Origin of the sequence: Thermococcus cleftensis, from assembly GCF_000265525.1 — an archaeon.
Taxonomy (GTDB): Archaea; Methanobacteriota_B; Thermococci; order Thermococcales; family Thermococcaceae; genus Thermococcus; species Thermococcus cleftensis.
The window spans coordinates 1,228,509-1,242,553 of the sequence record NC_018015.1 but is presented as its reverse complement, the minus strand read 5'-3'; the positions used below and the strand labels follow the sequence as shown (position 1 = coordinate 1,242,553).

Below are 14,045 nucleotides of genomic sequence, written 5' to 3'. Positions count from 1 at the left end.
CACCACCTCAAGCTCTCTCCACCGCCCTCCTCACGATCTCCTCGGCCTTTTCCATCAGCGCCTTTGCTCTTTCCTCTGTGTGCGCTTCGAGGGTTATGCGCATTATCGGCTCCGTCCCGCTCGGCCTAAACAGAATCCACCAGTCGGCACCCTCTATTCTAACGCCGTCGATGTCTATGAGCCTCTCGTAGTCGAAGCTCCTGAGGGCTTCCTCGGCTATGAGCGCCATCGCCCTGGCCTTCTTTTCGTTGGGGCAGGGTATCTTGGCGCGAAGCGTCACGTAGCGCGGGACTTCTTTAGCGAGTTCGCTCAGTGGGCCGAGCCTGTCGATCATCTCAAGGACCAGCGCCCCGGCGAAAATACCGTCCGGCGTTAGGTTCCACTCCGGCATTATCCACGTCCCGCTCGGCTCGCCGCCGAAGACCCCGCCGTGTCTGGCAAGCTCGTCGGCAACGGCCACATCTCCAACGCGGGTCCTCACGACCTCCCCGCCGAGTGGCCTAACGTAGTCATCGAGGGCAAAGCCGGCATCGACCGTCGTTACCACCTTTCCCTTTCCGAACTTCCTCAGCATGTAGCCGGCTATGAGGCTCAGCATGACCTCGTATTCCACGAAGTTTCCCCCGTCATCGACGACGCCAATCCTGTCCGCGTCGCCGTCGTGCGCTATCCCAACATCGGCGCCCATGGCCTTAACTGTCTTGGCCAGCATCGAGAGACTCCTGGCGTTCGGCTCAAGCTCTCTAACGAAGAATCCGCTCGGGTGGGAGTTGAGGCTTATAACCCTGTTCCCCAGCTCGCGCTGGAGGTAGGGGCTGAGAACAGAGCCTGCCCCGTTGCCCGAATCGATAACGACGGTGTAGGAATCCTCAAGGTGAACCATATCGAGGGCGGTTTTTATGTACTCCTCCCTGGGGTCGGCTTTTCTGGGCGCTCCAATCTCGTTCCACGGGGCCTTCCTGAAGTTTCCGGACTCCAGAATGGCCTCAAGTCTGTTCTCCATCTCGGGGGTGTAGGCCATTCCGTTGGCCTGCCAGACCTTTATGCCGTTGTACTCCGGGGGATTATGGGAGGCGGTTATTGTGACGCCGGCATCGGCATTGTAGAGTTTGATTGCAAAGCCTGTCAGCGGGGTGGGCGCGAGGCCTATGTCTACCACATCGACCCCGGTTGAGAGGAGGCCGCTTATTAAAGCTTGCTTTACCATCTCGCCGCTCGTCCTCGTGTCCATACCTACGACGACCGTTCCCCCTTCGAGAAACGTCCCGAGGGCCCTTCCGACGTTGAGAGCGAGCTCGGGGGTCAGCTTTTCGTTGACGACCTCTCGAATCCCGCTGGTTCCGAAGTACTTCCCCATCTCGACCACCCGGTATGAAATTGAGAGACTGGCTTTGTGGGGAAATCAAAAAAGGGAGATATAACGCTTTCGTCACTTCTTTACGAGCCTGTAAATACCGACCGACACGTTGTAGGTGTCCACGTTCTCTGGAGCTTTGTAGTCGATCCTCACCTGGAAGGGCTGGCTCGAGCCGTATATGAACTCGTTCGTCTCGGATTCGGTTACAACGTTCCCGCTTCCATCGAGTATCGTTATCTTCACCACCGTCCCCTCGCTGTCCGCGGTTATCTTGTACTTGCCGGGCTCAAGGACGTGCGAAAGGTAGAAGACGTCCCCGCTGACGGTCTCGCTCTTGACCTCGACCGGGACCTTGTCGTATGCCGTCTCATAGTAGTACTGCATTCCGAACACTGCCACCATTCCGAGGACCAGGAGAAGGAAAAACCCAACCACCAGCTTTTTCAACAATCCCATTGTAAGCACCTCTCACAGTTCACCAAACCATCTCGCAGAAAAGAAAAGCGGGACAGGTTCGACTTAACTAATTACGCATTCAAGAGTAATAAGCCTTTCGGAAAAGAAAATTCCGTAAAAGGACATTACGGATAGGTTTTTCGAAGATTTCTCGCCAGTTCCACCAGCTTTCCAGCCCTCTCAAGCGAGACCTCGTTCTCAACCTTGCCGTCGTGCTTGATCCACGTGCCAACTATGAAGGCATCGGCGTACTTCCACAGCTCGGGAAGGTTGTTGTAGGAAGTGCCCGAACCCACCACCACTGGCACCGGCGAGATCCTCTTAGCCAGGGCGAGCTTTTCCACATCGACGGGTTTTCCTGTTGCCTTCCCGCTCACCACTACGGCATCTGCAAGGCCCCTCTCAACGGTGTCCCTGATGGCGTCCTCGAAGTCGAAGAAGTGGACCGCGTGCTTGACGTGGACGTCGGCGAAGACCTCTATTCTGCTCGGAAGGAGTTTTCTGAGCCTTGCCAGCTCGTGGGCGATGCCCTCGATTACGCCCTGGTCGGTGTAAGCCACACCGCTCAGCACGTTCACCCTTATGAAGTCCGCTTTGACGGCGTAGGCTATGGAGTAAGCGGCTATCCCGTCGTTGCGGAGAACGTTTATTCCGAGGGGAATGCTCACCTCGTCGCGCACCGCTTTGGCCACCGCGGTAAAAGCGGCCACTGTCGTCTTGTCCACGTACTTCGGGAACGGAACATCGCCGAAGTTTTCCACCATTATCGCGTCAAAGCCCGCTTTTTCTAACGTCCTGGCATCGCGTATAGCTCTCTCGATGACCGCCTCAAGGTTCCCGTCGTAGAGGTACGAGCCGGGAAGGGGCTTGAGGTGTACCATTCCGATGAGCGGCTTCCTTCCAAAGTCCATACCACCACCAAGCCAACAAAGGGCAGGGAATAGTTAAGGGTTTTGGAGGGAAATGCTCACATCTGCACATCAATGCAAAGCCTTATATAATCAGTGGTTGAGGTAAGGAACATCATGGTGCAAAGAAAGCAAGTGACCTTTCTCACCATAACCCTAATCTCCCTGCTCCTCACTTCGATCGCCCTGAGGCCAGTCATCATAAAGGCGCCCCCGGGGACGAAGAGCATCGAGGAGCTCCTCTCCCCAAAGCTTCCGCCCGGGAACGAGACCAACGAGACCGGACCGCCCGGGGAACCAAACCTCGTTCTTCTGGTCAGCGGGGCAGCACACACCCACTACCTGAGGCTCAACGTTTACACGGACTACGAGGCAGGAAGGTGGGTGACCAGGAACGCCACGGCGGTTCAGAGGAACGTCATCGCCCCACCGGAGATAACCGTTCCACACCATGCCGAGAGGGACAACGTGACGGTGGTATCTTTCACACCCCTCACCGGGAACCTCTTCACGTCCCTCTACACGACGAGGGTCGAGGGGGCCGGGGCGGAGGTGGTGCCGGAGTACAACCTCTTCAGAACCGGCCTGAGGGTAAGTTCCTACTCCTTCTCCTCGGTCAGCTACACATTTGACTGGCCCCACCTGGTGAACCTCACAGCTGGAAACCAGAGCATCTACCTCTCCGCCCCCAACGACACGAGGCTGGAATCTCTGGCTAGGGGGATAACCCTCGGCTCGCTCTCGGACTACGAGAAGGCCGTCAGGATAGCTAGATACTTGGCCGAGAACTATCGGGTGGAGGACGATGTAGCTCCACCGGAAGGCACCGACAGGCTGAGGTGGTTCCTCCTTGACTCGAAGGCTGGCACTCCGTACGACTTCGCAACGGCCTTCGTGATCCTCGCGAGGCTCAACGACCTTCCCGCGAGGCTGGTGGAGGGCCTATACATCGAGGCGATACCCCAGACCCAGGTCGTGACCGAGAAAAACAGGCACTTCTGGGCGGAGGTTTACTTCAACGGCGCCGGCTGGCTAGTCTTCGACCCCCTCCACCCAGACCCGAACGTTTACACCCCCTTCGAGCTGTCAATCAGGGGTGTCCCCCCGATTCTCGAACCGAACGGGACGGGAACCCTGGGGATCAGGTTCGAGCGCGTGGCGAGCGAGAGCGGGGCAAGGGTTGAGGTAAAGGCACCGGAAGTTGGTGTCATTGCCCTAATCAACGAATCGGGGATACACAACGTGACAATCGGCCCGTTCTGGAAACCCGGATACTACCCCATAATAGTGAACGCCTCGACTGAAAGGGGAGAGAGCATCGTAAGGTTCGCCCAGGTTTTGGTTCCGGGCGAGCTTTCGGCGAGGCCAAACCGGACGGCCGTTAATCTGCTCAAGAGCGGGAGCGAGGAGGTTGAAATCACGGTTTACGGAACGGGGAAAATCGACCTGGAGACCGATTCACGCCTCGTTGAGTCCTGGTCCGCCATCGAAACGGTAAGAAACGAGACGAAGATCTACGTCAGGCTCAACGCCCCGGCCGACTACCCAAACGGCCTCCACGTGGAGAAGCTGGTGGTGACGAAGGACGGCCAGAAGTTCCCCGTTTACCTGCCGGTGATCGTTGTTGAGAGGACGGAGGTGAAAGCCAACGTTCCAAAAACCCTGACCGCGGGGGAGTTCCTTAACTTAACGGGCGAGGTGATTACCCCCACGGGCGAAAGACCGACAAGGGGCAAGGCAGCGGCCTTCATCAGCGACGGGAATAGAATGATCCTCCTCGGGGTTTCCAACGTCTCGAACGGAACCTTCTCCGTTCTCGCCAGGATTCCTCCGTACCTCGAACCCGGAACGGGACAGGTGATGCTCTACTACATCGCACCCATTGGATATCCCTACCTCCCAGGAGGCAACGTGGTCACGGTCAGAATCAGGGGGCTCTCCAGATTCTCGCTTTCCGGGCCGATTCTGACCAGACCTGGCAACGTTACCATCGTCGGGACGCTGAGGGACGGAGCGGGAAGGCCGATAGCCAACGCCAGCGTGAATTATTACCTTGACGGAAGGCCGTTGGGAGGGACAAAAACCCTGACGAGCGGGGGCTTCTCGCTGAGACTTTACCTTCCAGAGGTCGGGAGGCACGTTCTGACCCTGGAACACCCGGGGAGCAAGGATTACGCGCCCTCCGTCCTGAACGTCACCGTCGCGGCGGTGGAGCTTGAGCTGCCGAGGGAGGTAGAGGCAGGACCCGGGGAGCCGGTCAAAATCAGCGGGAGGGTGATCGGAATAGAGGACGCTGTGATAGAGGCCTACGTGTTCCCTGAAAAGACCTACACCGTTAGAGTGGCCAACGGAAGCTTCAGCCTGACCCTCGAGCCATTCCAGACCGTTGGCGAGAAGTCCGTGGAGTTCAGGCAGGGAGCGAGGGTCCTCGGGAGGACGGCGGTGAAGGTGGTCTCACCCCTGAGGATAGAGGCCCTCACCAAACGGGCGGAGGGAGAGGAGAAGGCCCGGGTGGAACTCAAGGTGACCGACGTCCTGGACGAACCCGTGGAGGGGATCCAGCTCGAGGTGAAGGCGGGGAACTTCTCAACCCTAGCCCTCACCAACGGCTCGGGAATAGCGACCGTTTACCTCCCTGTGCCCGACGAGGAGACCAACGAAACGGTGACGGTTGTCTTCAGGGGTTCGACTTACTACCTCCCCACGAGGGCCGAGCTTCACATCGTCCTCTCGAGGGAGAAGAGCTTTCCCTGGCCTTACCTGGTTGTCCTGGCGATCGTCGGCGTCCTCGCAGGGAAGTACTGGCTTGGAAGGACGAGGCGGGAAGAGACCTCGGGAAGAACCGTCAAGATAATCTTCCGGGACGGTTTGCCCCTCTTCAGGAAGGGCGAGGAGATCGAGCTGGAGGTGGAGTGCGGCGGTGAGGCCGAGCTCCGCGTCGATGGGACGCCGCTCGGCAGGGGGAGAAGGTTCCGGCTGGACCTTCCGCCGGGGAGGCACGAGATTGAAGCCATCTGCGGGGACGAAGTTGAAAGGACCGCGGTCAGGGTGGTTCCGAGCTACGGCAAAGTGGTGGTCGAGGACTACGAGAGGTGCTTCCTCCCATGGGCCAGGAAAGCCGGACTCAATGTCGAGGAACTGACGCCGAGGGAAATAGCGAAGGCGTTGAAGGACATGATGTACCCCTGGGAGCCCATCAACGTGGTGACGGAGACACTCGAGAGAGTCAAGTACGGCGGAGGGGAGGTGACGAGGGAGGAGTTCATACGCTTCCACCGCGCGATGCTCGAGCTTACCGGGGGTGAATGCGTTGTTTAAGCCCAACTTGGGAAGGGTCGCGGTGTACCTCGGGATACTGGGTCTAATCTACGCCCTCTCAACGCGCGTTGGAGGTCTGGAAAACCTTCTCAGACCAGCCCTCATTCTGACCGTTTTCATGATGGCCGGGGACGCCGTCGAAGCCGCCAGGGGAGAAAAGGCGGGCCTCGCGGTCAGGATCGTCGGTCTCGCGCTCGCCGTCGGCACCGTGCCCCTGGCTCTGGTAATCCTCGGAGGAGGAACGGCCCTCATCGCGCCGAGGCTCGAGCGCTTCTCGAGAACGGCCAGGGGTGCCGGGCTGATGGTTTTCCTCTACGGCCTCTCGCTCCTTCCGCCGCTCGAGCCTATCGGGAGCGTCTTCACCTACGCTGGCCTTTTCCTCCTCGCAGGCTACCTCCTGGCCGAACTCCACGAGAGGGGGCACTCCTGGGCCGAGCCGGTGGAGAGGAACCTCATCGGGGTGGGAGTCCTCGGGGGAGCGCTCGGCCTGTACGCGTCCTTCAGGGGGACCCTGAGCGAAAGCCACCCATCGCTGGTGTTCTATGGCGAGTGGCTGGCCCTACTGCTGGCGGTAATAACGGCCGGGAGCCTCGTTCACGCCCACGTGAGCGGGAGCGACCCGGAGGAGTACCTCATCTCCCAGTGGAGGAGGCACGAGTCGAAGACGGCCAGGAAGCTGGGAAAGGAACTGGAAAACGCCAGCAAGGCGATAGAGGACTTCGTGGTCAGGGGAAGGAGGGGACCGCTCACGGCGTTCCTGGCATACTACGGGGCAAGGGTCTTCGAGGAGAGGGAAGAGTTCGAGGAGCTGATAGCCAGGATAGCGGACTACGAGGGGAGAAAAACCTCCCCGCTAACGCCCCCGTGGATAAGGCGGGTCATAGAGAGAAGGGAGCTAGAGCGGAGGGCCAGAATCGTTGAGGAAGTTCTCGAGGAGCTGAGAAAGATGATGGGGTGGGAGAAATGATGGGAATAGATAAAGCCCCAGAAAGACTGGAGGGGGTAGTTGAAACGATCTCGGAGGTTTTTGTTGGTAATGGGGCCGTTATCAAGCCCGAGTTTTCTTCTAAGGGTGTGAGTGGAGAAGAGGCCGTGAGGGAGGCCCTGAGGAAGACTCCAGTGCCAAAAGGCGAGGAAAAATGAAGAAGCGCCTGGTGGGGTACGTCCTCTGGGCACTGATACTGGGAACGGCCCTCCTGGCCCCGGGAATGATTGCACTAGCCTTGGTGCCGCTCTCAGTCCTGGCGCTGGCGGCGCTCATTGACCCGCCCGGGAAAATCGAGGTAAGGAAGAGGCTCTCGAAGCGGGAAATCCGGCTGGGAGAGGAGGTCGAGGTTGAGGTAGAGGTGAGCGTGGGGAGGGGGCTGGGGATTGTGGCGGTCAAGGACAGACTGCCGAGGAGCACGGCCCTCACCGCGGGAAGCAACGCCAGGGCATTCTTCAAGGGGCCAAAACCGCTGAGGGTTCGCTACACCTACAGGATAAAACCAACCCTGAGGGGAACCTACACCCTGCCGAGGACGGAAGTCACCGCAAGGAACCCCCTGGGGACGAGGTACCGCTGGGGGATCTACGGCCGGGAGCTGCTGCTTATAGCTGTTCCCGAGATGATAAGGGCCGTTCCGGTGACCGGAACGAGGAGGAAAGCCAGGATAAGCGTCCCCGAGACGAGCTTCTCCATAAGGGGGCCCATCTCCACGGACTTCAAGGAGATAAGGGACTACCGGACCGGCGACCCGATGAAGCTCATCAACTGGAAGGCCACTGCAAGAACGGGAAGGGTTCTGGTGAACGAGTTCGAGAGGGAAGGAAAGAAGGCGGTACTCTTCATCGTGGACGCGAGGGAGGAGATGAAGGTGGGAACTGAGGGTGAGAGCCCCTACGAGCACGCGATGAAGCTCGTGGCTTCGACGGCCCATCACTACCTCCGGAGAGACTACCACGTGGGCCTCTACCTCCTGGGGGCGAGAAAGTTCCTGCCTCCCACCACCGGGAGGAGACAGCTCGAGAGCATCGTCAGGACAATGATGGACTTCGAGAGGGTTCCAGGTGAGGAGGAGAGCCTTTCCGACGCCGTGGAGAGGCTCAAGCGGGCCCTCGTCCAGTACAGCCCCCTGGTCATCTACGTCTCCAACGTGCTCGAGGGGACGAAGGAGGATACCACCAGGGGGCTCAGAACCGTGGGGAGGGTGGAGAGAAGGCGCCCCGTGCTCGTGGACGTCTCGGTTTACCCGACCCTCGACGAGAGAACGGGAACCCTCATCGAGCTAGAGAAGCGCGCCGTGCTCGGGGAGCTTGAGGGCCTGGCCCACGTCGTCCGCTGGGTTCCGGGAAGGGAAGACCTGGGCGAGACGCTAAGCAAACTCCTGGGGGAGATAGCGTGAGAGTCCTGAAGCTCGCGGTCGTCGCTCCGGCGATAGCGCTTACCCCACTCGCCTACTCGAGCGCCTTCGGCGGAGACCCCCTCCTCGCCACCGCGGTGGGAATAATCCTCCTGGGTCTCCACCTGCTGGGCGGCTCGGCGAGCGGGACGGTATTCCTCTCTACCGTCCTCTACTCCGTGCCCTACGCGATGGCCCTCTCCGGGTTCCTGAGGGTTGCCTTCCCCCAGGCTCACGAGGCCATAAGCGAGGCCGTGCTGAATGACCCCTACTTCTCCAGCCCCGCGGTAATCCTATCACTGATCGGGCTGAGCGTTCTGGCCGAGTACGCGGACTCCGCGGAGGGACTGGAAAAGGCACTTGGAGTGCCGGGCTGGAGGGTCTTCATTTACGCCCTGCCAGTGGTTGTTCTGGCCCTCCTGGTCTCGACCGGCCTGATGTGGCTCGGAAGAAGCCTTAACATCACCACCGGGGGAATCGTCCTCCCCCTGCTCCTCCTTCTCCTGGGAATCGTGCTGGCCTACTCGTCGGTGGAGGGCGGAAGGTACGGGAGGGTAATCGCGGCCGTCGAGGTTCCGCCGATGAACGGAGAGGTGGTAATCGAAACATCGGGGGGAGAGAAAAGCGTTCCCATCAGCCGTTCCTCCGCGTTCGAGTGGGACACCCTCAGACTGGAGGTGGAGCTTGAGGAGAGACCAAAGAGGGTGAGGCTGAGAAACGATGATGGGGAGAGAATTCTAATCCCCCTGATTGAGAGCACCGACGGGAAAACGCTGTTCCTTCTCTATCGGGTGGATAGGGAAGGTTAATATAGGTCGCCGAGCATATTCACCCCGGTGAGAAACATGAGCGAAAAACTTCCCAAGGCCGCCTCCAGGATTCTTGAGGAGGGGGAGAGGGTTCTCTTCACCGTGAGGAAGAAGATAAGCCTGGAAAAGCCCAAGTGGCTCCTTATAACCGACAGGAGGATAATCTACCTGGACGAGAAGGTCCTCGGGAGGTACGAGGTCAAGGCCATTCCCTACCAGAAGCTCGAGGAGGTCAAGGTCGAGCTGGGGGTTGTGTCCTCGGAGTTCCTCATAAAGGGCGAGGAGAACATAAGGCTCAAGCTCGGCTGGATGAACAAGGAACAGGCGAGAGAAACGATAAACGCCATAAAGGACGCCCTCAACGCGATAGCCATCGAACCGGTGACGATAGAGGTGAAGAAGGGCCTCACCCACGAGACGTGGACGCTCAAGAAGCCCAAGGAGCTGGTTAGCAGGGTCGTTCCTGCAGGAACCACCGTCCAGCACCAGCCGGCAGTGGAGAAGAAGGAAGATCCGCTGGAAAAGCTGAAGAAGCTCAAGGAGCTCTACGACATGGGCGTGATAAGCCAGGAGGAGTACGAGGAGAAGAGGAAGAAGCTACTCGACCAGATTTAGCCTCGGGAAAGCCGGTGTCATCACCGCTCAGGGCAGGGAGTTCTCCTCATCGGCGGCAATCCTTTTAAGCTTCCGGCTTTTAACTCCTTCCATGTTCGCCCTCATAGCCCGCGCCCGAAAGGACGCGAAGGCGCTGGAGTACATCAACGAGAGGAACTACGGCGGCTTCCTGAGCGTCGAGAGCCTCGGCGGCGGCAGGAGGAAGGAGGAGGTTCTCGAAAACCTCAACGAGATCCTTGAGAAGCCGTACGTTCCCATACTGCTCCTCGGGGAAAAAGAGAAGGACCTGATGGAGGAGCTACTGCCAGTTCTGCGCGAGTCAGGAAAGCCCTTCTACGCGCGGATTCTGAGAACGAAGCGCGTCAGGAACATGCGGGTTGATGAGCTACACTCCAACATCGAGGAGATAAAAGCCCGCTTTCGCCTCGGAATCGAGTGGAGAAAAGCGTACCTCCTCAACCCGGAGAATCCATTTGGAGTCGAAATCAACCCCGACTACGACATCTACCTGGCCACCGGCGAGGGCTTTAGAAAGGCCATGCGCTCTCTCCTCGGAGTCGAGCTGGGTGAGAACTCCCTCGTGCTCAGGAAGAAGATGAACCAGGAGGTCTACTTCTCCGGCCCCAACAGGGTCGCCGAGGTCAGCAAGAAGCTCGGCGTTCCGACGGAGGTTCTATGGCGCTGTCCCTGCGTTGAGGACGTTCCCCTCGAACGGCTCATCGACGCCAACAGGAACTACATCGAGGCCTTCGCGCGGGCTAGCAGGGCCTTTCTCGAGCGGTTCAAGGAACACGACGTGATAGTGCCTTGGAGCGGGGGCAAGGACTCGACCGCCACACTGCTCCTCGCGAGCGAGGTCTTTGACGAGGTCACCGCAGTATACGTGAGAATGGAGCACGAGATGCCCATGACGGACGAGTACGTTGAGAGGCTCGCGGGAAAGCTCGGCGTCAATCTGATCCGCGTCGATGTTCCGATGCCCCTCGATAAGTTTGGCATGCCGACCCACGGCAACCGCTGGTGCACGAGGAAGAAGGTAGAAGCCCTTTACTCCGTCGTCTCGGAGTTCGAGAAACCCGTTCTTCTCGTCGGAGACAGGGACGGGGAGAGCGCGAGGAGACGGCTCAAACCGCCGGTGGTGGAGAGAAAGACCAACTCCGGAACCGTCCTCGAGGCCATGCCGGTGAAGTTCTGGAGTGGAATGATGGTGCAGCTATTCATACTTATGAGGGGACTTGAACTCCACCCTCTCTACTACGAGGGCTTCTATAGACTCGGCTGCACTGTATGTCCGAGCTTAGCGGAGTGGGAGGTAAGGCTGCTGGAAAAAATGGGAGTGGAGAAGCTCCCGGCCGGCTACTGACGCCGCCCGCGAAGGAGCGGGAGCAGGGCGATGAGCAGGAGCGCGGCCGGCCCGCAGGTTTTTTCAGGAGCCGTCGTTGTGGATTGCAAGGGGCCCTGCTCAAGCACCACCGTGCCGTTCGCCGTCCCGTGGTAGACCAGGCCGGTCGGCTCAAGGTTTTCCCAGCGGAGACCGCGGTAAAGTTCGACCTCGAAGGCCGTCCCGTTGGGGAGCGGAACGACGGTGAAGTAGTGGCCGGTCGATGATTTGAGCAGGGGCCTTGGTTCAGCCAGCTCCGGGAGGCTGCCCCTAATCCAGAGCTGGCCCGTGATGTTTGTGGCGTTCAGCACGAGGAGAACCGGAACGTCGTTCCCGGAGTAGTAGCGCAGCTTTGCCGGGTCGCTGGCCTTTCCCCCGGTTTCGACCACGACGTCGAGCCAAGCCTTCCGAGTTTTCACTTCGGGAACCTCGACGAGTATCTCGGTTGAGTTCCATGAGATGACCCTCGCCTCGACGCCGCCGATGATAACCCTTCCCGAGGAGCCGAAGCCCGCCCCTCCGATGAGAACCCTCTGACCGGGCTGGGCGGTGTATGGAGTCACCGAGCCGATGAGAGGTTCTCCCTGCTCCCCTTCGACGTGGAAGACGTAGAAGCTGTTGCGCGGGAGTTCGAGCGAGGCCTCTCCACCGGAAACCCTCATCTCGGCACCGCTCAACGCGTCGCGGTAGGTTCCGTCCCCCCAATCCAGGGAAACCGTGAGGTTCCTCGGAGAGCCTTTGTTCATGACCACGAAAATTTTGTGGCTTCCAAAGGTTCTCTCGAAGGCCCAGGTGTTGTAGTCGGCGTAAAGGGTTTTGAAGTCGCCGAAAGCTAAGGCGTCGTTGGTCTTCCTCAGCTCAGCCAGGGTTCTGATTATGTGGGCGGCCTCGGTGGTGTTGTTAAACACCATCATCGGCCTGTTGTACGGGTCGCCCTTTCCGTCCCCGCTCACCAGGTAGCTCTCGTCGCCGTAGTATATCACCGGAATTCCGGGCAAGGTCATGGTCAAGGCCAGTGCCATGTGGAAGCGCTCCACCCTGTCCTTCCTCCCCGCCGCGTTGAGGAAGCGAACGAGGTCGTGGCTGTCCAGGAAGTTGAGTTGCTTATTGGGATAGGTGAAGAGGGAGTAATAGTCCTCAAGCTCCTCTGAGAGAGCGTCAAGGCCACCGAAGACCGCGAACGTCCTGACTATCTCCTCCCGTATGGGTATGTTGAGGACCGGCGAGACGTTGGAGTAGCGGTAGAGCTCGTAGAGGTCGTCCGTTTTATCGGGCGAGAGGGAGTAGTACTCCCCGTAGATGAAGAGGGGGCCCTTTGAGTAGAGGCGCAGGTAGAAGCTCTCAAGCCAGCCGAGATCCATGTGCTTGACGGCATCAATCCTGAAGCCGCAGGCGCCTGAGTCGGCGAAGAGAAGCGCGCCCTCGGTGAGGTATGAATCCACCCAGGGGTTGAGCTGGTTGAAGTCGGCTAAACCAAAGAGGTTGGCGTACTTGAGCTGAAAGCCGAACCAGTCGTTTATGTTACCGTTGTGGTGGTAGATTCCATCGACGCTACCGGTGTAGGGGTTGCGCGTGGCGTTCTCGGCGTCGGCGTAATAGTGGGTGACGAAGGTGCCGTTGTCGTAGAGGGAGCCGAACTCACCGTCCGTTGCCGGGCCGGCATGGTTGGGCACGTAGTCAACGATTATGCAGATTCCCCGCTTTTCAGCCTCCTCCACCAGCTCCCTGAAGTCCTCCCAGGTTCCGAAGTGCTCCTCTATCCTCTTGTAGTCCCTCGTCCAGTAGCCGTGGTATGGGGCCGAGCCGGAGGCCATTCTGTTTATGTTGTCGTTGAGGGGTGATACCCATATCATCGAGACGCCGAGGCTGGCTATGTAGTCGAGCTTTTCCGTGAGTCCCTCTATGTCGCCTCCCCAGTAGAGGCGGTAGTCGCTCCTTGAGGGGTCGTAGAAGGGCCCGTTGTTGCTCGCGTTTCCGTCGTAAAAGCGGTCCACCATCACCTGATAAACCACTCCCCTCTCGGGAACGGGGTAAGCGCCCGCGAGGGGGAGGAGCAGGAGGATTGCGAGGAGAGCCGCCACCGCTGACCTCATTATATCACCAAAGGTGATAAGAACGGGAGTTTAAAAGCCTTCACACTACTGTCTCGATATGTCTTTGAAGCTCAGGGAAGCCGTGGAGCCAACGATAGAAGCGTTCGCAGCCTTGATGACCCGGAGACGGTACTTGCCCCCTTCGAAGTCCCACCGGATCACAGTGCTGGCAGTCTCCTCAAAGAACGAGAGCAGCTCGGGCGAGTACCTCTCCATGATGTCGGCGTTGAGGAAGTACAGCGCTACGCGGCTCTTCTTCCCGACGAAGGTCGAGATGTTGCGGATCAGCCGCATAACCTCGTGCCGCTCAAGGGCGATGAAGAGCTTGTGGATTCCAAGTACAGGATTGAAAACAACCTCCTCTGGGACTATCTTCTCGTAGATCTCGTTGTAGTACCTGAAATCAAGGGAGTACTTATCCACCTCAACCCTCCCGAAGACTCTCCCTATTTCGCGGCTACCCCCGATCTTTATAACCGGGGCGTTCCTGAGGCCCTCGAGCTCCAGACCCATGAGGTCAAGGCGGATGACGCTCTCCGCGAAGGCGTCTGAGATGTCATCGATTATGAGCGGCGTCCCTCTGGCCCTGCATCTGCGGCAGATCAGGTAGAGAAGAAGTTCGGGGGAGGAAACCGCACTGTACTCAATGAGGACCGTTTCGCCCGGTCTAAGTCCGAAAAGAATCGAATCCACTGCGTGAGGGGCCATTGTGGTACCACCAGATACA

Annotated in this window: 12 protein-coding genes; 7 read left to right on the top strand and 5 right to left on the bottom strand. The window is 59.1% G+C overall.

The annotated features are described in order from the left end of the window. Positions 1–7: 7 nt before the first annotated feature. The 3 genes from glmM to CL1_RS06645 all read right to left on the bottom strand — a co-directional run bounded on the left by glmM (position 8) and on the right by CL1_RS06645 (position 2,724). Positions 8–1,357 carry a phosphoglucosamine mutase gene (gene glmM, locus CL1_RS06655; RefSeq protein WP_014789116.1) on the bottom strand — a complete coding sequence of 450 codons (1,350 nt, stop codon included), beginning with the start codon at positions 1,355–1,357 and terminating at the stop codon, positions 8–10. A gap of 72 nt (positions 1,358–1,429) precedes the next feature. After that, complete coding sequence (locus tag CL1_RS06650; RefSeq protein WP_014789115.1) at positions 1,430–1,813, bottom strand: hypothetical protein; 384 nt, start codon at positions 1,811–1,813, stop codon at positions 1,430–1,432. Positions 1,814–1,938: 125 nt separating this feature from the next. Next, the gene (locus CL1_RS06645) at positions 1,939–2,724 is read right to left on the bottom strand and encodes a BtpA/SgcQ family protein (protein WP_014789114.1); all 786 of its coding nucleotides are present in this window, start codon (positions 2,722–2,724) and stop codon (positions 1,939–1,941) included. A gap of 114 nt (positions 2,725–2,838) precedes the next feature. Here CL1_RS06645 and CL1_RS06640 point away from each other — a divergent pair, with 114 nt between their 5' ends. The 7 genes from CL1_RS06640 (at position 2,839) to CL1_RS06610 (ending at position 11,207) form a co-directional block, all read left to right on the top strand. After that, positions 2,839–6,039 carry a transglutaminase domain-containing protein gene (locus tag CL1_RS06640; RefSeq protein ID WP_048152071.1) on the top strand — a complete coding sequence of 1,067 codons (3,201 nt, stop codon included), beginning with the start codon at positions 2,839–2,841 and terminating at the stop codon, positions 6,037–6,039. Continuing rightward, positions 6,032–7,006 (top strand): hypothetical protein, encoded by a 975-nt coding sequence (locus CL1_RS06635; protein ID WP_014789112.1) that lies wholly within the window; start codon positions 6,032–6,034, stop codon positions 7,004–7,006. The genes CL1_RS06640 and CL1_RS06635 overlap by 8 nt, the downstream gene beginning before the upstream one ends. Continuing rightward, positions 7,003–7,182, top strand: a complete 180-nt coding sequence (locus CL1_RS06630; protein WP_048152067.1) for a hypothetical protein — start codon at positions 7,003–7,005, stop codon at positions 7,180–7,182. The genes CL1_RS06635 and CL1_RS06630 overlap by 4 nt, the downstream gene beginning before the upstream one ends. Further along, positions 7,179–8,423, top strand: a complete 1,245-nt coding sequence (locus CL1_RS06625) for a DUF58 domain-containing protein (RefSeq protein WP_014789111.1) — start codon at positions 7,179–7,181, stop codon at positions 8,421–8,423. Before CL1_RS06630 ends, CL1_RS06625 begins: the two co-directional genes overlap by 4 nt. Continuing rightward, the gene (locus CL1_RS06620; protein WP_014789110.1) at positions 8,420–9,229 is read left to right on the top strand and encodes a hypothetical protein; all 810 of its coding nucleotides are present in this window, start codon (positions 8,420–8,422) and stop codon (positions 9,227–9,229) included. The genes CL1_RS06625 and CL1_RS06620 overlap by 4 nt, the downstream gene beginning before the upstream one ends. Before the next feature lie 36 nt (positions 9,230–9,265). Continuing rightward, on the top strand, positions 9,266–9,844 hold the full coding sequence (locus CL1_RS06615) for a PH domain-containing protein (RefSeq protein ID WP_014789109.1): 579 nt from the start codon (positions 9,266–9,268) through the stop codon (positions 9,842–9,844). 91 nt (positions 9,845–9,935) lie between these two features. Further along, complete coding sequence (locus CL1_RS06610; RefSeq protein ID WP_014789108.1) at positions 9,936–11,207, top strand: phosphoadenosine phosphosulfate reductase domain-containing protein; 1,272 nt, start codon at positions 9,936–9,938, stop codon at positions 11,205–11,207. Here CL1_RS06610 and CL1_RS06605 read toward each other — a convergent pair. After that, positions 11,201–13,318 carry an alpha-amylase family glycosyl hydrolase gene (locus CL1_RS06605; RefSeq protein WP_014789107.1) on the bottom strand — a complete coding sequence of 706 codons (2,118 nt, stop codon included), beginning with the start codon at positions 13,316–13,318 and terminating at the stop codon, positions 11,201–11,203. The genes CL1_RS06610 and CL1_RS06605 overlap by 7 nt on opposite strands. 45 nt (positions 13,319–13,363) lie before the next feature. Further along, entirely contained in the window at positions 13,364–14,026 is a 663-nt protein-coding gene (locus CL1_RS06600) for a DUF257 family protein (RefSeq protein ID WP_014789106.1), read from the bottom strand. Positions 14,027–14,045 lie beyond the last annotated feature (19 nt).